The organism is Flavobacterium sp. T50_26, assembly GCF_057652995.1.
This window is the reverse complement of record NZ_JBYFCC010000002.1, coordinates 127,874-154,579: the sequence shown is the minus strand read 5'-3', so window position 1 is coordinate 154,579 and position 26,706 is coordinate 127,874. Positions and strand designations below refer to the sequence as shown.

Annotated in this window: 18 protein-coding genes; 9 read left to right on the top strand and 9 right to left on the bottom strand. The window is 31.5% G+C overall.

Annotated elements, in window-relative coordinates; all coding sequences use genetic code 11:
- Positions 1-180 precede the first annotated feature (180 nt).
- The 4 genes from AC23MC_RS01915 to AC23MC_RS01900 form a co-directional block, all read right to left on the bottom strand.
- Positions 181-891 (bottom strand): hypothetical protein, encoded by a 711-nt coding sequence (locus tag AC23MC_RS01915; RefSeq protein ID WP_487566740.1) that lies wholly within the window; start codon positions 889-891, stop codon positions 181-183.
- Positions 848-7,102 carry a P-loop domain-containing protein gene (locus tag AC23MC_RS01910; RefSeq protein WP_487566739.1) on the bottom strand — a complete coding sequence of 2,085 codons (6,255 nt, stop codon included), beginning with the start codon at positions 7,100-7,102 and terminating at the stop codon, positions 848-850. Before AC23MC_RS01910 ends, AC23MC_RS01915 begins: the two co-directional genes overlap by 44 nt.
- Positions 7,103-7,320: 218 nt before the next feature.
- On the bottom strand, positions 7,321-7,962 hold the full coding sequence (locus tag AC23MC_RS01905; RefSeq protein ID WP_487566738.1) for an RloB family protein: 642 nt from the start codon (positions 7,960-7,962) through the stop codon (positions 7,321-7,323).
- Positions 7,959-9,257: an AAA family ATPase gene (locus AC23MC_RS01900; RefSeq protein ID WP_487566737.1), complete on the bottom strand. Its 1,299-nt coding sequence runs from the start codon at positions 9,255-9,257 to the stop codon at positions 7,959-7,961. Before AC23MC_RS01900 ends, AC23MC_RS01905 begins: the two co-directional genes overlap by 4 nt.
- Before the next feature lie 246 nt (positions 9,258-9,503).
- Here AC23MC_RS01900 and AC23MC_RS01895 point away from each other — a divergent pair, with 246 nt between their 5' ends.
- The 3 genes from AC23MC_RS01895 (at position 9,504) to AC23MC_RS01885 (ending at position 10,853) form a co-directional block, all read left to right on the top strand.
- Positions 9,504-9,632: a hypothetical protein gene (locus tag AC23MC_RS01895; protein WP_300093993.1), complete on the top strand. Its 129-nt coding sequence runs from the start codon at positions 9,504-9,506 to the stop codon at positions 9,630-9,632.
- A 451-nt stretch (positions 9,633-10,083) separates the two neighbouring features.
- Positions 10,084-10,509, top strand: a complete 426-nt coding sequence (locus AC23MC_RS01890) for a hypothetical protein (RefSeq protein ID WP_487566736.1) — start codon at positions 10,084-10,086, stop codon at positions 10,507-10,509.
- Complete coding sequence (locus tag AC23MC_RS01885; RefSeq protein WP_487566735.1) at positions 10,509-10,853, top strand: type II toxin-antitoxin system PemK/MazF family toxin; 345 nt, start codon at positions 10,509-10,511, stop codon at positions 10,851-10,853. The genes AC23MC_RS01890 and AC23MC_RS01885 overlap by 1 nt, the downstream gene beginning before the upstream one ends.
- Before the next feature lie 33 nt (positions 10,854-10,886).
- Here the strand turns inward: AC23MC_RS01885 and AC23MC_RS01880 are convergent, their stop codons facing one another.
- Positions 10,887-11,426: a J domain-containing protein gene (locus tag AC23MC_RS01880; protein WP_487566734.1), complete on the bottom strand. Its 540-nt coding sequence runs from the start codon at positions 11,424-11,426 to the stop codon at positions 10,887-10,889.
- 463 nt (positions 11,427-11,889) lie between these two features.
- On the opposite strand from AC23MC_RS01880, the gene AC23MC_RS01875 reads away from it, so the two are divergent.
- From AC23MC_RS01875 to AC23MC_RS01865, 3 genes are read left to right on the top strand one after another with little or no spacing between them, the layout of a single operon-like run.
- Positions 11,890-13,488 carry a type I restriction-modification system subunit M gene (locus AC23MC_RS01875; protein ID WP_487566733.1) on the top strand — a complete coding sequence of 533 codons (1,599 nt, stop codon included), beginning with the start codon at positions 11,890-11,892 and terminating at the stop codon, positions 13,486-13,488.
- 14 nt (positions 13,489-13,502) lie between these two features.
- A complete protein-coding gene (locus AC23MC_RS01870) occupies positions 13,503-14,033 on the top strand; it encodes an MltR family transcriptional regulator (RefSeq protein ID WP_487566732.1) in 531 nt (176 codons plus the stop codon).
- 44 nt (positions 14,034-14,077) lie between these two features.
- Positions 14,078-15,271: a restriction endonuclease subunit S gene (locus tag AC23MC_RS01865; RefSeq protein WP_487570621.1), complete on the top strand. Its 1,194-nt coding sequence runs from the start codon at positions 14,078-14,080 to the stop codon at positions 15,269-15,271.
- A gap of 4 nt (positions 15,272-15,275) precedes the next feature.
- On the opposite strand, the gene AC23MC_RS01860 is transcribed toward AC23MC_RS01865, so the two are convergent.
- Entirely contained in the window at positions 15,276-16,481 is a 1,206-nt protein-coding gene (locus AC23MC_RS01860) for a restriction endonuclease subunit S (RefSeq protein WP_487570620.1), read from the bottom strand.
- A gap of 86 nt (positions 16,482-16,567) precedes the next feature.
- Between AC23MC_RS01860 and AC23MC_RS01855 the strand changes: the two genes are divergently transcribed.
- Entirely contained in the window at positions 16,568-17,491 is a 924-nt protein-coding gene (locus AC23MC_RS01855) for a tyrosine-type recombinase/integrase (protein WP_487566729.1), read from the top strand.
- 71 nt (positions 17,492-17,562) lie between these two features.
- Positions 17,563-20,478, top strand: a complete 2,916-nt coding sequence (locus AC23MC_RS01850) for a type I restriction endonuclease subunit R (RefSeq protein ID WP_487566728.1) — start codon at positions 17,563-17,565, stop codon at positions 20,476-20,478.
- Between the two features lie 178 nt (positions 20,479-20,656).
- On the opposite strand, the gene AC23MC_RS01845 is transcribed toward AC23MC_RS01850, so the two are convergent.
- The 3 genes from AC23MC_RS01845 to AC23MC_RS01835 are packed head-to-tail and all read right to left on the bottom strand — an operon-like array spanning position 20,657 to position 22,694.
- Positions 20,657-21,316 carry a response regulator transcription factor gene (locus AC23MC_RS01845; RefSeq protein WP_487566727.1) on the bottom strand — a complete coding sequence of 220 codons (660 nt, stop codon included), beginning with the start codon at positions 21,314-21,316 and terminating at the stop codon, positions 20,657-20,659.
- Entirely contained in the window at positions 21,313-22,080 is a 768-nt protein-coding gene (locus AC23MC_RS01840) for a sensor histidine kinase (protein WP_487566726.1), read from the bottom strand. The genes AC23MC_RS01845 and AC23MC_RS01840 overlap by 4 nt, the downstream gene beginning before the upstream one ends.
- Entirely contained in the window at positions 22,059-22,694 is a 636-nt protein-coding gene (locus AC23MC_RS01835) for a hypothetical protein (RefSeq protein WP_487566725.1), read from the bottom strand. The genes AC23MC_RS01840 and AC23MC_RS01835 overlap by 22 nt, the downstream gene beginning before the upstream one ends.
- Positions 22,695-23,071: 377 nt before the next feature.
- Between AC23MC_RS01835 and AC23MC_RS01830 the strand changes: the two genes are divergently transcribed.
- Entirely contained in the window at positions 23,072-26,689 is a 3,618-nt protein-coding gene (locus tag AC23MC_RS01830) for a T9SS type A sorting domain-containing protein (RefSeq protein WP_487566724.1), read from the top strand.
- The last annotated feature ends 17 nt before the right edge of the window (positions 26,690-26,706 follow it).

Genomic DNA, 26,706 nt, shown 5'->3' with positions numbered 1-26,706 from the left:
AGGTTTTTAATTTGACCTGATTTTAATATTCACGGTATGGAATGGTGGGAAATAATTGGGTTGGTAATTGTTGTGATCGTTCGTGCTATTGTTAGGAATTTTATTTAAAGGAATATATATATATATATGAAGGAATGATAGTTGGAAAGAAATAATATTAAACTTTTTTTGGTTAATAAATCACAAAGGATCTTTAGCTGCTAACTTATCCTTCAAATCTTTTAGTAACTGTCGATGTAGTTTTTGGTGATTTTCAAGAAAATTTATATTGTACTTTAATTTTTCTATATTCACTTCTTTTATAAAGTTTTCTTCAGAAGAATTGGGCTCATCTACACCAACTTTATCATCTCGATCAAGTAGAATTTTAATAATTTTTATATCGATATCGCTAGTTAAATTTGGTGAATTTTGAAACCAATTTAATTGCTCTTCCGATGTTATTTCTGCTGTAGCGTTTGCTAAGGCATAGTTGACACATATTCTGGCGTACTTATCAAAATGACTTGCAACTTCGAGCCAGTTATTAACTATACTTTTTGTTGTTGACTCTTCATTAATATTTTCACGCAGATCACTAAAGTAAAAAGGGTCATTTCTATTTGGATTTAACTTTACCAAAAAATCAAATATAGGTTGGAAATTATTGATTGGATTTGTATTCGACGGCATTTTCCATCTGTGCTTCCAAATCTCTAATATTGTTTTAAAACATTCCTCTTCTAAAGCAATCTTATCTTTACCTTTAGCATTTTCTGCTTCGGAAATTTTCAAAGCTAAATAATGTGCCATCCATCTACCAAGTGTATCAACGCTTTTGTCAAGGTTAAGTTGTTTAACTAAAAACTTACCCAAGTTGATGACTTTTTCCTGACTCTCTAATTTTTCCATCTGATGATAATATAAAAATTCTATTTAGTGATTCTTTGTATTTTTCGTCATCCGTGCGATAACGATGATATGTATTGCGACCAATCTGCACTTCAATAATTAGTTCACATTGTAACTCGATGCAAAGTAATTTTAAAAATTCCAATGATCCCATCATCTTTATTCCTTTTTGTTCCGGTTCATCATCTCTGGAATTATTATAATTTCCGTAAAGAGATGTAATAAGTGCTGGAGTTAAACTGGATTTTAAGATCCACTTTTTTCCATTATCAGAAGCTTTCAAGCCCAATACTTTTTTTATTTTTTTTCCAATTGAATATGGAGGATAATAAATTTCAGCCGCAAATGGATCAAATTCATCGATTCCTCTGGACATATTCCTTTCGTTTATCCAACCTCTTAGTTTAAATTTCCCTGAATTAATCTCCATACCTCTTTCTTTATAATTGGGAAGCTTAAAGTCGTGAAAATCTTCACATGTACTTAAAGCATTTAATAAAGATTCTGAGGTATTTGTTGACACTAAAGCTGAAGTAACATAATAAGTTCCTGATACAGAAGAACTGTTTTCACTCCATGAACCTTTAACATTTAGCCATGTTTCACCATTAACCTGCTCAATAATTGAATCAAGGAATTCATCTTCTTGAATTTCAAGTTGAGCTTTGCCGCTGTAATCGAGGTTTATCCAAGAAGGTCTATTCAAAGGAACCGGATCTCTAAAATCAGAAAGCCACATCCCATCAGATCTAGTTAGTAAATGTCGCGATAACCAATCATTCCATTCATCATCTTCGTAATTTTCTCTTTCAAGGATTGGCATATTTTCAAATAAATCTGCCGCAACCACCATCAATGAGTGGTAGGATAAATAAAAATCGTAAGTATCTGTTTTTGGATAATCTGATTTATGATACCATGTATTGCGATCATTAAACGAATTCCATAAATTAACCCGTGGGTCTTGGTTGTATCCACCTCGTTCGACTATACCCCAGCTACTAATTACATTTGCAGCAAGATCTTCTAACTGATTAGTAGGAACACCAAATACCTCCCCCAGAGGCTTAAACCAATAGCTATCAAAATCATATGCAAAATGATAGTCAATTTCTCGAATTACTTTTACCTTAGCATGCAGATAACTATCTGTTTGGAAGTTGTAATTAACTTTTTTTACAGGATACTTTGATTTTAAAATTTGCTTTAAAGCTTTTGTTTGTTCTTTAGTAAATAGATTTGGATTTGCAGCTTGCATTGCAAGAGCAATATCACCGGCGAGTTTCTTAACAAGGATATGCCTTTCATCAAGGGCGTAATGAATAATAGTCTCTTTTTCTTTTAGAAAAATTGAAGTATTATTGATGACGGCTCTACTAAAAGCTATGAATAAATACAACTTTGCATGTAAATTATAAAAGGGATAGTGCTTAACACCAAACGAATCAATTGTGTTGTGCTTCAGCCACCAAAAAAGTTCATTAACAAGATCTATGCATTTACCTTCAATCAATTTTCTCACACAGTGTGCAGCTTTCCATCTAAATTCTGACTCTGGGGAGCCGAGCGAAGAATAAATAAAACCGGCTAGTATATTGTTTAGGTCTTTGTTGTCTGTATTTACATCATCATAAGTTCCTTCAGCAAAATCATCATCTATATGCAGTTCAAATCTTGAAATAGTAAATTCCAGAAGCTCAGTAGCTTCATCAATTGCTAGGTATGGACTAGTTGTTACTGCAAATCCAAATAACATTTCGGAGCTTGCAAATTCATTGCTAGACGACAAGCTTTCTAAAATTCCCTCCCTGAGAATTAAAAGTTCTTCTGCTTTAATATCCAATTTTGCTTTTAGAGAGTTATTATGGTATGGGATAATTAATTCGAATGCAAATCTCTGGCCTAATTTTCGTAACAGTTTTGCAAAATTTCTTTTAAAACTTATTTTGTTTTTCCATTCTGTCGGTATAGCAAGGAATATTTCCTCAAAATCGTATAAATTTAAAACCTCTACCAGAAGAACTGTATCAAAAAATTGGAAAACTGAATTTTCATTTATTTTCAAAATCATTTCTTTCCAAAATTCTCGGTATGGCATATATAAGTTGGCTTTCTTGTTTATTTTCTTAAAATTAGCCATTGCCAAATTCATTCCCTCTTTTGTATTTAGGTTAATGTCTAAGAAGATTTCGTTCCAATTAAAGCTGTTGCCACTATCTGAAGCAAATTGAGTATCTTGCGACAGCGTTTTTTCAATTTTGTTTCTGTTGTAGAAATCAACAACTTCGTCTAATTCTTTATTGGTTACTTTTGAATCAACACAAGCAGTCTTGATTGATTTCCAGTAGCTCTCACTTATTCCCTCATTTTTTAGGATTGGAATTAATGCGTCAATCAATTTTGATTTATCTTTATCGGGAATTTGTCGGTGTAAACACTTTAATAAGAATTCGCAAATTTGATTGACATTCAAAAAAGAAGTCAGAGCTATAGTAATTTCAACTGAAATTTTCTTTTGGTCGGTAAGTTCTAGGAGTACCGCAGTCTCAAGCCATTCAAATCTTCCTATGTGTCTTTCACGCCATTTACTCAGTGACGCAATACCGGCAAAGTTTGACATTCTGGTGCAAATCTGTAACGCCTCTCCACGATCCCAGTGTTTTTCTCTTAAATTTTCACCAACTAATTCTGCTATTCTGATATATCTAAAGGCGAGGTTTGGATTGGGAGATTCATTTTTTGCAGATTCTTTTGCTAAAGCAGTTGTCGCTTCCCATCTTTGATATAGTTCATCACCAAATTTTGATACAATATCAATAGCATGCTCAAAGTAAATACTGGCATCATCAATTGAATCTACGAGTACAGCTCGTGCTAAGGCAATATATCTCTCTGCAATTTCATCTGGTCCGTCATTCTTAATTGATTTAATAAAATTATAGGTACTCTGTTCATACAGATTTCTATATTTTGCCAAATGATTAAGACGGTATGCCGCTCTTAATAGTTCTAAGCGATGTGACACATAAAAACCATCATTGTTTGCAATCCATTCTTGAAAATATGCCTCGATGTCCGATTTGGGCAAGTTACCAGACCACTTTAAAATCGACACATAAATATTATTTAGTTCCGATGGAATTGAATCATTACTACGGTATCTTCCAAGTAATGCCTGATGTGAATTTTTACTTGTTTCACGTGCTGAATCAAGTAAATTTATGGTTTGATTAGATATTACTTTTAATCTTAGGCGATACCAAGGTAAAAGACCATTTACTAGATATTTAAATTCTTTTAAATCTTCATTTGAACCTCTTTTTTTTTCGGGATTTAGTAGATTATTAGGAATAATACTTTCCATTATTACATCCTCATTTTTATTTATTTGCATCCGGATTGCCAAAGATCGTAGAAATAGTTCTCGATCAGTACTAAAATGTGAATGATGAACCATCTGATTTGCTCTTTCAGGAAAATAGTAAGTTAGTGCCTTTAGAATTCTTTTTGAGTCTAAATTTCTTAGAAGACAAGCTTCTAAAAATGATAAAATTGCTGGATGCAAGGTATCGCCATAACTCCGCGGTCCCACTTTTATTCGCGTTTTGTTCAAACACAATGATTTTAGACAACTTTCTAAAAAAGTTGATGAAGGAGCTTGTCCCACCTTTCCTAATTCATCAGTTATAGCAATTATATAATAGGGATGTTCAGAAAGTAATTCAGTTAATTTTTCAATTTTAGTAAAGTCACCAATATCAATAAGTTTTGCTGAAAGAGATTTAATTACATTATAGACGGCCGATGCAGGTTTCAAACTTAAAATAAAACCAACTAATCCTTCTATTCCATTAATGTTTAACTGTGCATAACACAATTCTAAAACATCACTATCTTCAAGTTTTACGTCATTGTGAGAATTACTTTTTTTCTTTCTTGATTCGTCAAAGTATATATTAAGCCAATACAATGCAGCTCGCAAATATCCTCGAGCCTCTCCTTTAGTTTCATCTATTGAAGATAACAATGAAGCACTATAAACATTCTCTGATCCCATCCAACTTCCTGACAAAGCTCGTTTAAATGCAATCTCTTTTATTTTTTCATCACTCTGCAATAGCACCAATAAATCCATGTTTTGCTGAAGTAGTATTAATTGACGTTGCTCTCCTGCCATTTCTTCACCTGCTCGAATAGCTATTTTTACAGCGTCTTTAAAATACTTTAATTTTAATGCTGCTTTAAAAGCAAATTGAAGTCTGTAAATTCTAATATTTCGGGCATCTATTGGATTGTCTGTAGGTAAAAAATTGTCAGATAGGGCATTGGATATAAGCTTATCATATTGTTCAGCTTGTAAATAAAGTTGTGGTAATACAAGTGCAACATAAGCAGAGGTTTCACCTAGTTGTTCTAATGAAGTAATATATTCTTTAAAGTCATTAACGGAGCCGCAGAATTTTTTACGAAACCATGTTTCTGTAGGTTCATCTCGAAATTGAACAGTAGAATCTGAAATCCACAAAGGTCTACCAATATCTGAAACAAAGCTCTTGACATTGCTATTTTCTACCTGGGCAGCTTTTGCAAGTACGTCAATGGGGATGTGTGGTGAAAGACTAGCAAGACCGGTACAAATAGATTTTACTTGCTTTTTAAAATCTTTAGGATATAAATCTTCAATTCGCTCCACTGCTCGGGAAAGTTGAAGTTCTATTTGATCTTCAATGGTTGTTCCCGCTGGACCTAAAGTTCTCAACAACTCTGCTAATGATTCTGTTTTATAGTCAAGAGCGTTAGCTTGGACCCTTGGATTTCCATTTGTCAACCGATGAAACTCAACGCCATCTTGCTTTGAAGCATCAGAAAAGTGATTTTTTAAATTTTCGTATGACTCAACTTCATTAAATCCAAATAATTCAAATTTTTCATTTGAATTATTTGGTTGCAAGAGGTGCATTCTTTCAGTTCGGCACAAAAAGACTAATTTACAACCCTTCGGCAATTGTTCTCTGATAAGTTGGTGGACAAAACATGATTCATTAAATTCTTGAGCAGCCATTTCTGCGTTATCTGCTGCATCAATTAGTAAAACCAAGTTTGCATTACCGTTGGATTTTAATAATGCAGAAGCTGCAATTTTAATTCGATCCAAAAAGGTTCTCATTATATCTATATCTAATGAAGTATTTTGGGCAAGCATTGGAGGGCAGAGTCCCTTGGCTGAAAGTTCATTTGCAATTTGTACTAATGCGGTTCTATGCATGTGCCTTGTTGTACTGCGATTTCTATAATTTCCAGCACCAAAACAATCGTATGCTATTCCTAATGACCCTGGAGACAATGACTGCAAAACTTGTCTCGTAAAAACAGTTTTTCCAACTCCGCCCTCAGCATGAATAATTACTGGACAAGTTGCTGAAAGTATATTTTCTATAAGGGTATTATGTTGTAATCTTGTGATTGTTTTATTAACATCTTCCCAGATTGCTTCAGCCGGATACATGTCTCTTTCAGATGAAAAACCAAATCTTCTTAAAACATCGTTTTTTACAATTATTCCATTAGAATCCGGAAGAACTTTTTCTTGAATCAATGTAGTGATTGAATCTATTGATGAATCGTCGAAAGTACCTGCTATTAATTGAGATAGCTCTACTCGTAATTCTTCCTTCTGAGTATTATAGTTTCCTTCTCCGTCTTCAAGAAAAAGTGTAGAACAAAAAGCGTATAATTTTTGCCCTGAAAAGCCAGTGTATTTTTCAATTGTAACTCTAAATGATTTATCAACTTCCTTTCCATCTCGAAGAAGTTTAATTTTCTTTTTAAAATTAATGTCAATTTTACGATTGGTTATTATTGTAAAAGAAACTTCTTTTAATAGTAGCTCACCTTTGACAAGATGTTGATTGTATCTTTTTGCAAAACCCTCAAGCGTTATTTTTAGATCGCTTAGAATGAAAGGTTTATCTCCTTGTACAGTTGTGTGCTTGAGTTGAAAGTATTTTATTATTTGTTTTTCATTGGTCGGCAAATATGTTTCCGTAACATCAATCACATACTCTCCAGCTTTCTCAACTTCTGGCGAACCTTCTATGGTAATTGAATCCAATAACGAATTAGGATAAATTAATTGAAGAGATCTTCTGGCGGCCCATCTATAATGAAACACATCTCCAGCACGCGAGTATCCAACTAAATCATTTGCCATCTTTGATTTGATTAAACCAATTTATCAATCATATTAATGTAAGCTTGTCATCAGAATGTCAATAAATAAATATTGCTCAATCTAATTTCTTAATTTTAAACAGGTTGGGTTTAGCTACAAAATTAAAAATTCATTAGAAATACAAAGATTAAAATTTACCTTTAATTTTATGCATTAAATTCAAAATATACATTTTGATATTGTTGCGGGTTCAACTTTTATTCAAAGTGTTTTTTTAGCTCGTCAGATTGAAATAAAAATTTCATTTCACACATTGCTTTTGTTGGATTTTGAATGTTAAAATTGCCAAGAGCAATGGAATTTTCAATAGCTGTCTTTATTTTTGGTTTTAATTTCAAATAAATATCGTCGTTTTGTTTTGTAAAGAATTTTTGTGTTTTTTCGTAATTCTTCAAGTGCTTTTTCAGTTGTGCTTCTGCACTTGAACAGGTGTTGTAATATTTTGATGTTTTTTCAAAATGGAGTAGAAACCAAAACTCTATGCAAGGATTATTAACAATTACAACCACATTTGGATAATTTTTAGCAAGGTCTGTTTTGTATTCGTTAAAAACTTTAAGCGGTGATTTTTTCCCTTTTGGAGCTTCGTTTTCTTCTTTTATAACGGTATCTAGGTCGATAATCCAAAATACTTTTGTAAACTCTTTATTGGACAAATCGCAAACCATTTTGTATTGCTCTTCTACACTTTTTTTGGTTGGAATTTCCGGTTTTATGCTTACACGAATATCTCGTTCATTCCTCTTTAGCATTTGCAAATACCAAACTTCTGTTTCTCCGTCAACCACAAGAGCGAATGAAGGGTTTGTTTTGGTTATGATTTTTTTGGACTTTCTCATAGACTTAAATCAATGAACGTGTCGCCCAAGTTAGGTGTTCCACTTAATTTACCGCTTTTGTATGCGTTTAAAACATTAGTCGTGTTTCGCACTACAGAACTGTCAAAATCAATTAATGAGTAAAGTTCTGTTGAGCAACTTTCTTGTTTGTCTGTGAACCATATTGCATCATTTCTAAAAATGTCTTTGTTGTCTAAAATTTCTCTGTTATGTGTAGTTGCGATTATTTGAGAAGTTTTAGCATTCAAAAGAAATGAGAGAATGAAATGCAAATATAAATCAGGGTGCAAAGAAGCTTCTAATTCATCAATTGGAAATGCTGTTGAATTTTTGATTAGCAAAGCTAATAAACCAGCAAATCCGTAGTAACGTCTTGTTCCTTGCGATTCTAATTCTAACGGTAATGTATATTTAGTGTTATTTACGGTATGTTCAAACTCAATATTTACAGCTGTTACTTTTCCTTTTTCCTGTAATTCCTTAATTTTTTCACCCGGTGCTTTTATCTGCTTCTTTAAAAACTCAATAAAATCATCAGGAATATCTTTTTCTTCTTCTTGGATTATAATGTCTGATATATTAAAGTCTGCTTTCTTTAAAATGGATACAACATCCGCTTTAGCAATTTCGTTATTATCGATTCTTGAGGTTACAAATCCCTCTAATTCTGTTCTTGTATAGACTAATGGACTTAGGTAATTTTCAAACCATTCAACAACTTCTTGTAATTCTTTGAGATCAATATTTGTTTTTAAATATCCACCAAGTACAGTGTTGTTCCATAACGTATTAGCTTCTAAAGTTTTTTCAAAAACCTTGTCGGCCGAAATTTTACTACCAAATGCTATTTCGGTAAATTGATTTGACAAGTTCGTTTTTCTCTTAAAAACGTTGGCTTTGTTAGGATTGTGAAAATATAATTCCTCAGAAACAATTGCTTTTTTGAAAAATTCAACTTTATAAAAGTATTTAATATTATTTTGAAAAAATTCAATGGAAATAATTGAGTTTTCTTTTGGCGTTTTTGCATCAAAGAGGAAAGGATTGAAATCTAACTCATTTGTCTTTTTACTCTCTGGTTCAAGAACAATGTCCCTCAGAAAATCAAGAGCTTTTAAAATTGTAGTTTTTCCAGATGCGTTTGCACCATAAATTAAGGCAAGTTTTAAAATTCTTTGCCCGCCAAAATTCATAATATAGGCATCTTCAAGGTGTGTTGATTTGTCTGCCTCAAATGAAAGCGTTTGTTTGTCTTTTATTGAACCAAAATTTTGAACACTAAAATTAATAATCATTTTTATCTCCTTTTTTGTAAGTTGATTACAAATATAGGAATAAAAAATATTAATTGATTACTTTTGTCAATTTATTTGTAAGTTGGTTACAAATCTAAGAGCTTTTGTTGTTATTCTATTAAAATTTCGATTGTTGGCCGTTGTGTTTGCAACTTGCTAGCATGATTGATTAAGTATTTATCAGATTTTATTATTATGCTTATTTTATTTATATCTTTGATATCTAACCAATTAAATTGTAAAATTATGGCACTCAAACCCGGACCAAAAAGAATAGCTGATTCAACAGGAAAACCAGATAGACGACAACGAGATAATAAAGACACACCGGGTAATACACCGTCATTAAAGCCACCTGTGCCGAAAAAGAAATGATATATTATAAAGATGCTGTGAGGCGTCTTTTTTTATGATTGAAACTAATTTATAGTTCGTTTCGTTTTTGCATAGTTAAATTTTAGAATTGCATAGTGGAATAAAAATGAGGTTTATAATTTGGCCTGATTTTAATATTCACGGTATGGAATGGTGGGAGGTTATTGCTTTGGCGGTTATTGTTGTGGCTGGTGCTATAGCGAGGAATTTTATTTATAGGAATAAATATAATTGGCGGAATGATAGTTGGAAGGGGAGAAAATAGCATTTTTAACATACTTTTTGAAACATTTTAGCTTAAAAACACGTTTAATAAACGTATAAAGATTTGAAATTATCTAAGAAAAAGCCTGATACTTTTGTTATTTATTGCACTATTGATTAAAATAACTATATTTGGAACGTAATTTGCACTACAATTACTATGTATTTAAGTATTGACATACAAGAAATGGCACAGCCAATAGTTAATGATACTAAACGAGTGTCATTAGTTGTTCGGTTTTTGCATTTTATTAAAGACAGAGTGGTTGTTGGTTATAATAATCATTTGACTACCTTTAATTTGGCATTGGAAGGGGCTTTGAACCGTATAGAGGGTTTGAGTATAGAGAAATCTACCTCGATGCTTCCCGAGACAAAAAAGATTATTATCGCTATTGAAAAAATTGACAACGACTTATCTAAAAATGACTATTTTGATAACGACGATGTTAAGCGGAATATAAAATATTCGCTAACTTGTTTATATAAACTTGAAAGTAAACTACACAAAAATGTTTACAAATCTTCGCCGATTATTGAAACCGATCACGATTTAAAAGAAGGTTTTTCGAAAATGAAAGCTGCTTCTTTGGACAAATTGCTTTCTTGTTAATGAGTTTTCAAAAAGGCGATATTATTGACGTTTTTTTTGATTTGCCTTATTCTAAGGAAACCAAAACCCATCCCGCCATTATTATTTCAAACGAAGATGTTTATGACAAAGACGAACTTTACGTTTGTGTGATGATGACTTCTTCTACCGAGACAGATTTGTTTACTTTTGCGATTACAGATGATATGCTTGTTCAAAAAAACAATAAAGATTTTAGTCAAGCCAGGTGTCATTTGATTTCTTATGTTATGGAAAAGCATATTGTGGGTAGAACAGCAAAAAACAGTATGAAAGAGAATGCTTTAAATCGACTGTTGATTAGGATTAATGATACTGTTTTTTAGTGACTTATTATCTGAGTTATCCTTTTTTAATGTTTAAGAAAAACTAAACTTTCTTTTTTGGGACTTTCTATGATTGACGATAATGTCATACGCTTCGTTAATACTAATTGTTATTTTTGTTCTACTCTCTTTTTCTTCTTTACTTTTATCAGGGTGAAATTCTTTAAGCATTGCCTTCCAAGCTTTTTTTACCTCATCATCTGTAGCAGATTTTGATACTTTTAAAAATGCATAGGCTTTACTTATTTCATCAAAGAATACTTTCTTTTGTTTTTTACGTATTTCCACTTCGCTTTTTGCTTCTAAAATTTCTTTAAAGAAATTAAAAATGCTAATTCCGGTGGGAGCTTCCATTGTAGCTGCAAATGTAAGTAGTCCAGCTGTCCAACTTTTTTGAAGCATGCCTGCTATTGTTGAAACAAAAATACCGAACCATAAATAATCTTTTTGAGTATTTTGATCTAATTTGGAAATGTCAAATGTACCCGCATGATAAGCTACTAAGCGTGACTCTTTGAACAAATAGTAACCTGGGGATACCGTATCTGAACCTTCCAAACCAATGTTTATCATTTGCTCCCCGATTAGCGATTTAAAAAAAGGGTCACTGTAGTTTAAGTTTTCACAGTTTGTGAATCCAATTTTGAGTGTGAATTTATAAAATAGATTTAACTGACTACTCAGTGTGCTATTGAAATTTCCATTTTCGCCATGACCTAGTTTTATTACACAAAGTTTATTGCTTTTAACAAAATTTGATAAATCAGTGGGGTTGATACTAATTGGTACTATTTTCATAATGGTTAGATTTCTTAAAAATATGCTAAAATCGTACCGAAATCATCTTGCAATTTGTAACTGACAAATTAGCAGTTTTTACTATTATAAGGGTGACAACAGATTATAGTTAGCTTTTAACAACTTTTTTGTAAATACCCATTTTAAGCATCTTTAAATTTGTTAAGACTTAAATTGCAGAATGATTATTTTTACAAATAATATGAATAGATTTGACAATTATAAAAATTATTGAAAAATGTCAGAGGATCAAAAAAGGATATTAGAGCATCAACTATGGAATATTGCCAATACTTTGAGGGGCAAAATGAATGCCGATGAATTTCGTGATTATATTTTAGGTTTTATTTTCTACAAATACCTGAGCGAAAAAATGGAAATGTTTGCCAATGATATTTTGCTTCAGGACAAAATTCAATTCAGAGAGATTACACCCAAAACAAGACAAGCCGATGAATTTTTAGAAGCTATCAAAGAAGAAGCTTTGGAAAAATTGGGTTACTTTTTAAAGCCGGAAGAGCTTTTTTCAGAAGTTGCCAAAAGAGGTATGGGTGATAATACTGAAGTGGACCAATTTGATGAAACCAAAACCAATTTCATTTTAGAGGATTTACAAAAGATTCTGACCAATATCCAATTGAGTACCATGGGTACAGAAAGTGAAGAGGATTTTGATAATCTTTTTGAGGACATGGATTTGAATAGTACCAAACTGGGTAGAAATCCTGAATCACGCAATACCATCATTGCAAAAGTTTTATCTCATTTGGATAAAATTGATTTTAAATTAAAAAATACCGAGTTGGATGTTTTGGGTGATGCTTATGAATATTTGATTGGTCAATTTGCCAGTGGTGCAGGAAAAAAAGCAGGAGAGTTTTATACCCCGCAAGAGGTTTCAAAAATATTAGCTAAAATCGTAACTACCGGGAAGCATAAATTAAAGTCAGTTTATGACCCTACTTGTGGTTCAGGCTCTTTGTTATTGAGAGTAGCCAGAGAAGTAAAAGATGTTGCTATGTTTTATGGACAGGAAATGAACCGTACAACGTATAACCTCGCTCGAATGAATATGATTTTGCATGGTGTTCATTACAGAAATTTTGATATTAAGCAGGAAGATACTTTAGAACATCCACAACATATTGATGATTTACCCTTTGAGGCCATAGTGGCTAATCCTCCCTTTTCTGCTAACTGGAGTGCTAATCCTATTTTTACAAGTGACGACCGATTCAGTCAATATGGGAAGCTTGCACCCGCCAGTAAAGCTGATTTTGCCTTTGTACAGCATATGATCTATCATTTGGCTGAAAATGGTATCATGGCAGTTGTTTTACCCCATGGTGTTTTGTTTAGAGGTGCTGCCGAACAACATATTAGAAAATTTTTGATAGAAAATAAAAATTATTTGGATGCTGTTATAGGATTACCTGCGAATATTTTTTATGGCACCGGTATTCCAACTTGCATCATGGTATTTAAAAAATGTAGAGAAAATCCGGAAGATATTTTATTTATAGATGCAAGTAATGATTTTGATAAAGTAAAAACACAAAACATTTTGCGTGATGAACACATTGATAAAATTATCGATACTTACAGAAATCGTACCTCACTAGAAAAATATAGTTATAGAGCCACCTTGGAAGAGATTGCTACTAATGACTATAACTTGAATATTCCGCGATATGTGGATACTTTTGAAGAGGAAGAAGCCATAGATATAGAGGCGGTTATGCGAGAAATAAAACAATTGGAAGCTAAGCGATCTGAACTGGATAAAGAAATAGATGTTTACTTTAAAGAATTAGGATTGGTTTTTGAAAACATTTAAAAGAATCTTAAAAAATGAATTTAATTAAAGGAAAAGATTTAAAAAGATATTTTGATTCATTAGAAGGATTGCAGTCCTTTCATATGCAATTCAATTATGAGCATAATGACAGAGCAATAGTTATTGTAGGAATGGCCTATGTAGAAGATTTATTATCGTATTGTTTGGAAAATTTTTTCCCTTCAAATTCTTCAACTGTTGAAAAAGTTTTAAGTCATAAAGGTTTTTTGGGAACATTTTTATCAAAAGTTGAAATGCTTTATTGTTTGGGTTTTATTGACAAAGTAATTAAAAGTGATTTGGAAAAATTGGCTGAAATTAGAAATCTTTTTGCTCACAAAACAACAATATCTTTTGAAGATGAAAAGGTTAAAAAAAACTGCTCAGAATTTAAATGGCATCACGAAGCTATGATGATGTCTCCACCAAAGGAAGCTTCAGCATTAGATATTTTTAAAGTAGAAGTAAATACAATTGTGTCGCACTTATCAGGTATTGCATCTATCTGTAGAGGGGAAAAAAGAGTTCTAAAAACTAATGTTTAAATTTTATTGAAAATCCTTAATTCTGACAATTAAAAAAAAATGTAATGATTGAAAATAGAGATAAAATAGTTAATGTTCCTAATTTGAGATTTCCGGAGTTTGATGAGGCATACAAAACATATTCCTTTAAAGACATATTTCTTTTTTCAACAGGAAAAAATATAAAACAAAACGAAGCATCACCCGAATTTGAAATTCCGTGCATCAGGTATGGTGAGTTGTATCATTTGTATGATGAGGTAATTACAGAAGTAATCAATAAAACCAACCTTGATAAATCTGAACTCATTTTTAGTAGAGGTGATGAAATTTTACTTCCATCAGCAGGAGAAGACCCATTGGATATTGGTTCTTCATCAGCTTTAACGGTTCAAGGAGTTGCGATTGGCAGAACTATAAACATATTGCGACCTATAAAGCCAAATCTATATTCTCACACCTATGTATCTTATTATATTAATCAAAAATTAAAGAAAAAGATCTCTACCCTAGCAAAAGGTGTAAGTATCAGCAATGTTTATAATTCTGATTTAAGAACCTTAGAAATAAATCTTCCGTTATTATCAGAACAAATAAAAATAACTTCATTTTTATCATTATTAGATCAAAAAATTTTAACCCAAAGCAAAATAATTAAAGATTTAAAAGTTCTAAAAACTTCTATTTCTAAGAAAATATTTTCGCAGGAGTTTAGATTTAAAGATGATCTTGGAAATGAATTTGAAGAATGGGAAGAAGTGTTGTTAGGAGATATATTAGATTATGAACAACCAACAAATTACTTAGTTTCAAGTACTGAATACGATGATAATTATGAAATACCAGTTGTTACCGCTGGAAAAACATTTATTTTAGGCTACACTAATGAAGAACATGGTGTCTTTGAGAAGGAAAAACTGCCTGTAATTATTTTTGATGATTTTACAACGGCAAGTCAACTTGTAGATTTTCAGTTTAAGGCAAAATCATCAGCAATGAAGATTTTACAAACTAAAAAAGACAATAACATTAGGTTCGCTTTTGAAGCAATGCAAATGATTAATTATGAAGTTGGAGGGCACGGAAGACATTGGATTTCTATTTTTTCAAAGCTTACAATATCTCTTCCATCTAAAGCTGAACAAACCAAAATAGCCAACTTTCTTTCATCCATTGACGCAAAGATTGATTTAGAAACTAAACTTTTACAAAAATTAGATGAACAGAAAAAGTTTTTGCTACAACAAATATTTATCTAGAAAGCTATATAAACATTTGCTGCAATAAATATTTTTTTTGCTTTTCAAACTGTTCTAAAATTGCTTTTTCGGTTTGAATTTTTTGGGCTATTGAATTCAGAAAAATAAAAATAAAGGATTGTTCTTTTTCAGAAGTAGGTAATAATAATTTCGCACCATTTAAGAAATCATTATTATTAATGTTCATAGTGTTTTTAGCTCCCTTTTGCACCAATGGATTCAAATAATTAAATGTATTAACAGATGAATTAAAATATTCATGCAGTAAATATCCTAAAGCGAATGTTTTTGGTCTAAAAACACAATATAATGGGGAAACAACACCAATTCTTCCAGTTCTATTTTGTTTAATAATTCCATACGGAAATTCAGAAGTCGGACTTTTTGTGTAAACCAAATCACCTGGATAAACTAATTTGTAATGGGCAATATCTTTAGCAGAAAAAGAACGACCTAGATGTTCAATTTGATTGATTACACCTTTATGCTTTGCTACAGAAAAAACTTCATTACTTTCTTTTTTTGTGTTTTTTAATTGATGCTCAACACAAACTTGACTTAATTTTTTAAATTCCCAAGAATTGAAGTTATTCTCTTGTACATTCTCAAATCTAATTTTTTGCTTTAATATGTTCATCGTAAAACCTTTCATTAAGGATTCTAATCGTTGAATTATTTTGCTTTGGGTGTCAATTCTTTTAATAAGTAAAGTCAAAAAATTAGAAATTTTATTTTGCTCGTCGATTTTAGGTAAATTTAAAGATAAAGAAGCTAATTGACTTGAATAGAGATGTACAACAGAAATACCTTGTGCCAAATTAGCGATTTCCATTTTCTTTTTACTATTTAAGTAAAACGATAGAAATACTCCATCGTTTTCAGTTTTTATGATGTTTAAATCGCCTCCTAGAGCAACACCTGATTTTAAAACACAAGAAGCTGTTGCTATATCAATCGCTGTTTCTCCAGATGCTGGAATGATGACGTCATTAGACTCACTCAAAACTAAATTTGAAATATTTGTATAAGTTCTTGATTTTATTTCATTGATGATTTCACCATAATGAGTGTAGAGTTCTCCATATCTAATACATTCAATATTTCCTCTCTCATCGATATCACTTTTGGAAATTCCTTTTCCTTTTGTAAAATTAGCAATCTCTCCTAGTCGAGTGTTTTTCCACTCACCTTCAAACTCCGGAAATCTCAAATTAGGAACATTAGTAACTTTATTCCTTTAAAATCAAATATTCTTTTCTTTGAGGTTATTAATCCATTTTAAATAAAATAAAAAAGATGAAACAAAAAACATTTTCACAAATCGTAGTTTTATGGAAGACCGATAAAAAGCAGTATGTTAAAAAATCTAGTTATTCCGCTTATTCCTTGTTACTTGAAAATCATTTATTACCTCACTTTGGTCATCATATTTTGATAGAAGAAGCTGATATACAATCGTTTGTTTTTGTAAAATTAGAACAGGGTTTAAGTCAAAAAACGATTAAAGACATCTTAATTGTCTTGAAAATGGTGCTGAAATATGGTGCAAAAAACAAATGGATTGAAAATCATTCGTTTGATGTGCAATTTCCTACTGAGAGAGAAAAAAATCAGCTTGAAGTTTTAAGTCGTTCGCATCAAAAGAAAGTTATGCAACATATTCAGGAACATTTTACGTTTCGTAATTTAGGCGTTTTTATTTGTCTTAGTTCCGGTATGCGAATTGGTGAGGTCTGTGCCTTAACTTGGGAAGATATTGATACTGATAATGGGATCATTCATATTCGTAAAACTATTCAACGAATATATGTTATAGAAGAAGATGTTCGCAAAACAGAGTTGCTTATTGATACTCCTAAAACCAAAAATTCTATACGCGAGGTTCCTATGAGTAGGGATTTATTGAGGTTGTTGAAGCCTGTAAAAAAAATTGTAAATCCTTCTTTTTTTGTGCTTACCAATGATGCAAAACCAACAGAACCTAGAACTTACCGCTCTTTTTATAAAAACCTAATGCAAGAACTTGGAATGCCTGATTTAAAATTCCATGGACTTAGACATAGCTTTGCAACACGATGCATAGAAAGTAAATGTGACTATAAGACTGTGAGTGTTTTATTAGGACATTCTAATATTAGCACAACTCTAAATTTATACGTCCATCCCAATATGGAACAAAAAAAGAAAGCTATAGATCAAATGTTTCGAAATTTAAGGTAATTCTGAAAATACGATAACAGAAATACAAGATTCCACTAATATTTTTCTAATTTTAGAACCAATTTTGCACTATGTCTAAACAATCTGAACAAATACTAGAAGAAAAACTGATAGCTCAATTAAAAAAATTGGGCTATCAGTATGTTTCATTAGCTGATGAAGAAGCCTTAACCAGGAATTTGAAATCGCAATTAGAGAAACACAATCAACTTGCTTTTTCAGCTACAGAATTTGAAAAAGTACTAAACATACTCCGAAAAGGTTCTGTTTTTGAAAAAGCAAAACTACTTAGAGAAAAACAACATATTTTAAGGGATAACGGAGATAATTTATATTTTGAATTTCTAAATACAGAGCATTGGTGTCAAAATCAGTACCAAGTAACGAATCAAGTTACTCAAGATGGAAAATACAAAAACCGATATGATGTTACTCTTCTAATTAATGGAATGCCCTTGGTTCAGATAGAACTAAAGCGTAGAGGTCTGGAATTAAAAGAAGCTTTCAATCAGGTTAATCGCTATCAACGACATTCCTTTGGAGAAAACTCAGCTTTATTTCAGTACATTCAAATTTTTGTTATTAGTAATGGTGTTAACACAAAATATTATGCTAACAATAGAAACCAGAGTTTTAAACAAACGTTTTATTGGACAGATGCAGAAAATAAACGCTTGACTAACATATTAAATGGTTTTACGGATGCTTTTTTGGAGCCATGCCATATTAGTAAGATGATTTGTAAGTATATAGTTCTAAACGAAGCTTACAAAATACCAATGGTTCTTAGACCTTATCAATTTTATGCTGTTGAAGCTTTAATTGAACGCGTTAAGAATTCTACTAAAAATGGTTATATATGGCATACCACAGGATCTGGTAAAACTTTGACTAGTTTTAAAGCCAGTCAAGTTTTAATGAGTTTTCCCGAAGTTCATAAAGTTGTTTTTGTAGTGGATAGGAAAGATTTAGACTATCAAACCACTAAGGAGTTCAACAGTTTTAGTGATGGTTGTATTGATGGCACTGACAATACTTCTAATTTAGTTAGACAATTTACAGGTAATTACATTGATAAAAAAGGTGAAGCGAAAAACTCGAAATTAATAGTTACCACTATACAAAAACTTAATACAGCAATTAGTAAGCTCAATTATGAAAAGAAAATGAGTGAGTTGAAAAATAAGCGGATTATTTTCATTTTTGATGAGTGTCACAGAAGTCAATTTGGAGACACACACAATCGTATAAAATCTTTTTTCACTAATGCACAACTTTTTGGATTTACCGGAACTCCTATTTTTGCTGATAACGCCAATAAAAATGAATTAGGTAAACGGACAACTAAAGATTTGTTTGAAGATTGTTTGCATAAATATGTTATAACCGACGCTATAAAAGATGAGAATGTATTGAAGTTTTCTGTAGAATACGTTGGTCGATATAAACAAAAAGGAACAGCAACTGAAATAGATATTGAAGTAGAAGATATCGATATTCAGCAATTAATGGAAGATAATGTACGTTTAGAAAAAATTGCTGACTACATCATCGCCCATCATAATCGAAAAACCCATAATCGAGATTATTCTGCTATGTTTTGTGTTGATAGTGTGAAATCTTTAATTAAGTACTACGATATTTTTAAGAGAAAAAAATTATTGGGTGAACACAATCTAAATATAGCTACTATTTTTAGTTATGCCTCGAATGAAGATGATCTAGACGCAAATGGATTTATTCCTGAGGAAGTATCTGTTGTGGAAGAACCAAAAGCATTGTATGGACTACAAGCTCACAGCCGTGAGAAACTGGATGAATATATAGCTGATTTCAACATGCTTTATGATACAAAATATTCAACCAAAACGAGTGAGGATTTTTATAATTACTATAATGACATTTCTAAAAAGCTTAAAGATCGGGAGCGATATCCCGAGAATACGAATAATAGAATTGATATTCTATTAGTAGTTAATATGTTTTTAACTGGTTTTGATGCGAAGAAAGTTAATACCCTTTATGTAGATAAGAATTTGAAATATCACGGATTGATTCAAGCTTTTAGTAGGACCAACAGAATATTAAATGAGCAAAAATCACAGGGAAATATTGTTTCTTTTCGAAACCTAAAAGACAAAACAGACGAGGCGATTACGCTATTCAGTAATAAAGATGCTATTGAGGTTATAATTATGAGGCCTTACGAGGATTATACTGTGAAGTTTAATGAAGCATTTAATTTACTTCTTGAATTAACACCTACAACTGATGATGTAAATGATTTAGAAAGTGAAGAAGATGAATTGAATTTCATCAAAGCGTTCCGAGATTTGATGAGAATAAAAAACACACTGACTACTTTTTCAGATTTCAATTGGGAAGATTTGGAAATGGATGAACAACTTTTTGAAGATTTCAAGAGTAAATATCTTGACTTATATGATAAGGTAAAAAGCAATCATCAGAAAGAGAAAGTATCCATTTTGGAAGACGTGGACTTTGAGTTGGAATTAATACATCGTGATGAAATTAATGTTACTTATATCATTCAGCTTTTGATAAAGTTAAAATCTCAATCAAAAAAGGATACAAGTAGTGCCGAGAAAGAAATTTACAATCTATTGAATACGGAGGCTACCCTTAGAAGTAAACGTGAGCTAATTGAAAAATTTATTTTGGAAAATCTTCCTTTAATAGACGATTCCAATGAGATTGCTCCGGCTTTTGATCAATTCTGGAATCAAGAACAGCAAACAGAATTTTTGAAAATTGTGACAGAGGAAAACCTTTCTGCCGATAAAACAGAAAAGTTAATTGAAGATTATTTGTTTGCAGAGAGAGAACCTCTTAGAGATGAGGTTTTAGAACTTATTGAAGGAGAAAAACCAAGTTTATTACAGCGGAAAAAATTGGGTGATAAAATTTTACAACGTATAAAAGATTTTGTTGAGACTTTCATTAATGGTATGACTGGTATTAACTAGAATAGACATTTTTTTAATGGTGGCTATTACTAAATCAATAGAATTTAATTTGGTGATTTTCTTTTGTGTTAATTTTCTTTTCAAAATAATGTAAACAATTGAATTTATTTGGTTTTATAGTTTTGAATTCTGGAATTTGAGGTGTTTGATTCTGGAATCGAATGTTAAATTTACAGACTTAGTCTTTAACTTCATCAAGTGTAATAAACTCATTGACTAAAGCACACATTATAACTCCGATGAAGTTTTTTGAACCCGTTTTTTCCATTAGATTTCTTTTGTGCTTTTCTACCGTTTTTGGACTAATGTTTAGTTCATAAGCTATTTGTGTTCCGCTGTACTCTTTTAAAGTTAGACGAACAATATCCATTTCTCTCTCGGTGAATACTAATGACTTTTGCGTATTAGGAATTATAGATGAATCTTCAAGAATGTGCTGTATTATATCTGAGAGGCTTTTTTCGAAATAAAAACCACCATCGCTTAACTTTACAATTGCGTTTTTTAATTCGGATGGGTCCGTATTTTTGGTAAAATAGCCGTGCACACCTTGTTGCATTACTTTTTTTATCGCTTCTTCTTCCTTTTGAAGTGTTAGTATCAATATTTTTATATCGGGATATAGCTCGTTTATTTTTAGCGAAGTTTCAAAACCATCCATTTCGGGCATTTGTAAATCGAGTAACACTATATCTACTGGTACTGATTGCAATTTTTCAAGTAGCTCTTTTCCATTTGCCGCTTCTACTACTACTTGCGTATTTTCGAAACTACCCACAAGAAGACTCAGGCTTTTTCTAAAGAGTGTATGGTCGTCTGTGATGGCTATTCTTATCATTGGTGTTTTTTTAATTGAATTTGTATTTTATTTCCTTTTTCGGCATGAATTTGTATTAGTGATGCATTTATAAGTTTAGTTCTGGATAGAATGTTTTTTAATCCCATTCCGGAAGCGTTTTTAAGGTTTTCATAATAATCAAAAGGGATTCCGTTGTCTGCTATGTTTATTTCAATTTTATCGTTATTTTCCTGAAAGGAACAATCAACGGTGCTACTATTTCCGTGTTTTATGCTATTGGAAATAAGTTCTTGAATTATACGGTAGATTTCATAGGCATTTGATGCGGAAATAGGTATGTCTTTTCTGTAATAGCTGGAAGTTACAGTTATATTATTCCACTTGCTTACCTTGTTGAAATATTCTTCTAAAGTGGGTATGAGACCGAGATCTTCGAAGGTGGGAGGCATCAAATTATAACTAATGTCTTGTACATCTGCTAGCACATTATCTAATGCTGATTTTATTTCCCGGAAGACTGGTTTATTATTGGTGTCTTTTTCTTTTTGGTCTAAAAAGGTGACATAATTACGGATTGCATTCAAATCTCCGCTGATGCCATCGTGAATATCAGTTGCAATTCTTTTTCTTTCTCTTTTTTCAGATTCTATGGAAGCCTTTAATAAGTTTTCTGACTCCTCTTGCTTTATTTTATGTAGTTTCTTTTGATACATAATCGTTGCAAACACCACTAAAAGCGTCATAAGCAACATTATTGCAGTGCCAATCCAAAAAAATACTTTTAGTTCTGTTTCATTTTCCATACACCTATGCATAAAAGAATCCTTAAAATCAATGAGGCAATTATATTGACAATCCAAAAATCTAAGAAATAAAGATTACTATTGTAAATTAAATTACTCGCAATAAATAAAAATAATGTACTTGCATTATAAATAATTAAAGCTGTAATAAAATAGAAGTTATCATTTTGCAATAAATTCTGTTCTTCCATTTTTTGAAATAAGTTTTTGAACCACAGTCCAGTAAAAGTAAAGACAAAAATGAAGATTGGAATTCTGTTTAATCCTGTTGTCAAGAGTTTATTTTCATCACTAAAAAAATAGAGCGATACAAGATAAACTGCTATAAATAGAAAAAAAAGTGCTCTGATGAGACTTTTGTAATTATGCTTTAATAGCTTAAAAAAGAAATAATACAATGTTAAGAAACTCAAAAAAGGATAGAGTTGAAACCAATACATTGTATTGATTTTTAATAGCACAGAACCAATAAATTCATATAGCGAGCCTATTGCCGTTAGCCACAAAAGCGGAACAGCAGGATGTTCTTTATCAAATGCTTTTTTCCTTAGAAACAAAAAAAGCAAAGGAAGTAATCCTGAGAAAAGGGTAATATAGAAAACGATTTTATACAAAGTTTATTTTTATTAAATTGGGGTAAACCAATTCTTAATTTATGCGTTTATTCTTGAATTTTGTTGTCTTTTATTTTGCAAATTAAAGGCTTTATTTATCAATTCAAAATACGGGTTTTCCCGTATTGTGTTGAGTATTATATCTTAATAGATTTGTTAGCTAAATTATATTACACAAATAAGACTGTAACAATTGAAAGTAATGAATTAAAGACCAAAGAAAAAATCTATTCGTTTTTGCTAAAATCATACTTGTTTTAAGAGGGTGGTAAATTGTTGTAAACAAACAATTTAGCCTAAGTATTTTAATATCATCTTTTAAATATTATGTTCTAAAAAACTATCTTTGCTGCATATTTTATATTAAAAAATTATTTATGAAATCAAATATCTTTATTATTCAATTTTTATTTTGCTTGCTATTCTGCACTAATGCTTTTTCACAATCACTTATGGAATGGCAAAAAAATATAATTCACAATAATTCGGGAAGAACAGGTCCGAAAGTGATTTGTGTTGGCGATATCAATGGTGATGGAATGAACGACATCGTTACTGGCGATACTTCTTCAGGAATAAGTTGGTTTAAAAGCATAGATGGAAACGGAAGCTTTGGTAGTTCAAAATTTGTAGTTGACGCATCAGGAAGCTTTGGAATTTCTGATATTTACATTTCTGATATGGATGGAGATGGCTTTAACGATATTGTATTTGTAAACACATTGTCTTATTGGGTAAAAAACATTGATGGCAATGGAAACTTTGGCACTCCAATTCTATTAAGTACTACTTCTTACCAAACTTATGGTTTACAGGTAATCGATATAGACAACGATGGAGATTTTGATATTGTTCAAAGCAGGGTAACCTCATCACCATCTTTTCAAATTGAATTGCTGAAAAATAATGGAAACGGGACTTTTGCAACACCAATAGTTATTGCAGGTTCTTCTTCGATGCTTAGATTTACGGTTACAGATATCAATGGCGATACTCTGCCAGACCTTGTTTTTGAAGGTCAAAGTGCCGTTCTATACTATCAGCAAAATTCAAATAATACTTTTTCATCCACATTTACTGAAAATATGGGCTCTACCAGTAATCATATGACTTCTGGCATTTTTAACATGGGGAATATTATAGGTGGTGACATTGATGGTGATGGCGATATTGATATTGTAAATGTGTATCAAAATGGTTCTGCTAGAAGTATTAGATGGTTCAGAAATGATAACAATGTTTTTGCAAATTCTCAAGTATTGATAAACATTCCATCAGACAATGGTTCCTCGAATAATGATTATTTTACTATTAGATTAAGCGATTTAGATAATGATGGAAAAGTAGATATCATCATTCAAAATTCTTTTATGAATAGCATTACTTGGTACAAAAACTTAGGCAATAATTCCTTTGGACCGCAACAAATAATTTCGAATACTGTTTTGCAAAATAAAGATGTAGTGATTGTCGATATAAATGGAGATACCAAATTAGATGTTATAACCCCAGATCACACAAATAATGTCATCAAATGGTTTGATAATATTTATGGAAATGCCACCTCATTTATACAGAATACAATTGATGACTATATAAGTTTATCCACATTAACAGCTGTAGGTGATATTGACGGAAATGGTACTAAAGATGTACTGATTGCTTCGAGAAATACATCAAAACTTGCGTGGCTTAGTAACACCAACGGACTTGGAGTTTTTTCAGAAATGCCAAAGAATATCACTACAAGTTTACAAAGTTATACTTCTGCAATTTTGATAGACGCCAATAATGACGGGTATCTTGATATTGTAGTTAGTTCAGCTTCTGATACTACAAATAAGATTGTATGGCTTGCTAATGACGGACAAGGAAATTTTTCAAATGAACAATTGCTTTATACTTCCAATATTCACACCCTTATTGCTGAAGATGTAGACAATGATGGAGATAAAGACCTTATTGCTTATTTTGGGTATACCAATAGTCAAGTTACTACATCTGAATTGAAAGTTTTTAAAAATAACGGAAATGGTTTTGATCCACCTGTTATTTTTAGCTATCCAACAAATACCTTTAAAAGTATTAAAGCAGTAGACATGGATAATGATGGAGATTTAGATTTTATGATTTATCTTTCATCGTCTACAGCCCAGAGTCCAGCAGGTCTTTATTGGATAGAAAACACAAACGGGCTTGGAGATTATTCTGTACTTCATCCAACCAACTTATTGCTTGTTTCATCAAAGAATTTTGATATTGGAGACTGGAACAACGATGGTTTAAAGGATCTTGTTTACACCTATAGAACGCAAATAGGTGTTAGGTATTTAAGAAGTGTTACTATTAATTCTGATGGGACCTTAGGTACTCCTATAAATTTACCCGTTACGGGAATAAATAATACACTAATAAAGCTTGTGGATTTAGATAATGATGGTGATTTAGATATTCTCTCCGAATTCACTTCGGGAAATACTTATTTCTTTTGGTACGAAAATTTAGGAGACGGCTCTTTTACCTATCACTCTATTTTTGATTTTACTATTCCTGTAAATTCTCCAAATTTTTTAGAAGATTTAAATGCAGATGGAAAAATAGATTTTGCGTTTAATTATAGTGACAATAATTCTGAGGTTGCATGGTTTCAAAATCTAGGGCTAAATTATAACCAAATTAAAGGTAATGTTAGTTTAGATGTTGACTTAAATGGATGTGATCAAGGAAGCATAGTTGCACAACAGGTCTTGATAACAACGACTGGAGGCAATTCTACCATTTCAACTTTTACTTCATCTAACGGAAACTATTCTTTTAAAGTTGATGCGGGTAATTATTCAACTGCTGTAACAACTGCTTTTCCATATTTTAATGCCACTCCTAATTCAATAACTAGCCAGTTTAATACTGCTAATGGAGAAACCATTGCCAATTTTTGTCTAATCCCAAGTCAGTTTTTTAATGATTTGGAGATTAGCTTTTATCCTTTAAGTGATGCAAGGCCGGGATTTGGTGCACAGTACCTTTTAGTTGCCAAAAATAAAGGTACTAATCCCATCAACACCACAATCACTGTACAGTATAATAATCAAAAAATTATTTTTAGTAATTCATCGCCCAACCCTTTCTCGCAAACCGCCAATTCATTAGTATATAACCTAGTAAATTTGCAGCCTTTTGCCACTTTCCAAGCAACACTTTCTTTTCAAGTCAATACCATTCCGACTGTGACCCTTGGCGAAACATTAACATTTACAGTTGATAATAATCTTGAAAATGATATTACTATAGAAAACAATACTTTTCAGTACAATCAAACGATTGTGGGAGCCTATGATCCGAATGATATGTTGGTTTTGGAAGGTACAGAGGTACATATTGATAATAGTGACGAGTACCTGCATTACATCATACGATTTCAAAATACCGGCAATTATTATGCTGAGCGTGTTTTGATTTCTTCTTTGCTAAGCGAAAACCTTGATTGGGAAACCTTAGAGCTTGAAGCATACAGTCATGCCAATCGTGTTGAAATACTAGACGGTAGCTTACTTACTTTTATTTTTGATGCAATTTATCTGCCAGCTATTACTACGAATGAGGAAGACTCGAATGGTTTTGTAGCATTTAAAATTAAACCAAAGTCAACTGTTGTAGTGAATGATATTGTAAATGGTGAAGCATCTATCTATTTTGATTATAATCCACCTATTATAACAAATGAAGTTGCAACAACATTTGTTTCATCTTTAAATGTCCCTGAACAGGAATCAAATCCAATTTATGTTTATCCAAATCCTGTAAATTCTTTATTGTATGTTAAGAATATTGATGGAAATTACAAAGCTGAAATTTATAATACTATTGGGATATTAATTTCTGTAACTGAAAACAATCCTTCTTTAGATTTTACCAATCTGGCAGTTGGTATTTATATAGTAAGAATAACAGACGAGTTTGGCAAAACAAATGTTTTGAAAGTGATAAAGAAATAATTTTAAAAGTCTTAATA

Excerpts from the sequence above, each read along its gene's own strand:
- AC23MC_RS01875 (WP_487566733.1), top strand. The coding sequence starts at position 11,890 with ATGTCAGAGGATCAAAAAAGGATATTAGAGCATCAACTATGGAATATT.
- AC23MC_RS01855 (WP_487566729.1), top strand. The coding sequence starts at position 16,568 with ATGAAACAAAAAACATTTTCACAAATCGTAGTTTTATGGAAGACCGAT.
- AC23MC_RS01885 (WP_487566735.1), top strand. The coding sequence starts at position 10,509 with ATGAGTTTTCAAAAAGGCGATATTATTGACGTTTTTTTTGATTTGCCT.
- AC23MC_RS01895 (WP_300093993.1), top strand. The coding sequence starts at position 9,504 with ATGGCACTCAAACCCGGACCAAAAAGAATAGCTGATTCAACAGGAAAA.
- AC23MC_RS01850 (WP_487566728.1), top strand. The coding sequence starts at position 17,563 with ATGTCTAAACAATCTGAACAAATACTAGAAGAAAAACTGATAGCTCAA.
- AC23MC_RS01865 (WP_487570621.1), top strand. The coding sequence starts at position 14,078 with ATGATTGAAAATAGAGATAAAATAGTTAATGTTCCTAATTTGAGATTT.
- AC23MC_RS01905 (WP_487566738.1), bottom strand. The coding sequence starts at position 7,962 with ATGAGAAAGTCCAAAAAAATCATAACCAAAACAAACCCTTCATTCGCT.
- AC23MC_RS01840 (WP_487566726.1), bottom strand. The coding sequence starts at position 22,080 with ATGGAAAATGAAACAGAACTAAAAGTATTTTTTTGGATTGGCACTGCA.
- AC23MC_RS01915 (WP_487566740.1), bottom strand. The coding sequence starts at position 891 with ATGGAAAAATTAGAGAGTCAGGAAAAAGTCATCAACTTGGGTAAGTTT.
- AC23MC_RS01880 (WP_487566734.1), bottom strand. The coding sequence starts at position 11,426 with ATGATAAACATTGGTTTGGAAGGTTCAGATACGGTATCCCCAGGTTAC.
- AC23MC_RS01870 (WP_487566732.1), top strand. The coding sequence starts at position 13,503 with ATGAATTTAATTAAAGGAAAAGATTTAAAAAGATATTTTGATTCATTA.
- AC23MC_RS01845 (WP_487566727.1), bottom strand. The coding sequence starts at position 21,316 with ATGATAAGAATAGCCATCACAGACGACCATACACTCTTTAGAAAAAGC.
- AC23MC_RS01910 (WP_487566739.1), bottom strand. The coding sequence starts at position 7,102 with ATGGCAAATGATTTAGTTGGATACTCGCGTGCTGGAGATGTGTTTCAT.
- AC23MC_RS01890 (WP_487566736.1), top strand. The coding sequence starts at position 10,084 with ATGGCACAGCCAATAGTTAATGATACTAAACGAGTGTCATTAGTTGTT.
- AC23MC_RS01830 (WP_487566724.1), top strand. The coding sequence starts at position 23,072 with ATGAAATCAAATATCTTTATTATTCAATTTTTATTTTGCTTGCTATTC.
- AC23MC_RS01900 (WP_487566737.1), bottom strand. The coding sequence starts at position 9,257 with ATGATTATTAATTTTAGTGTTCAAAATTTTGGTTCAATAAAAGACAAA.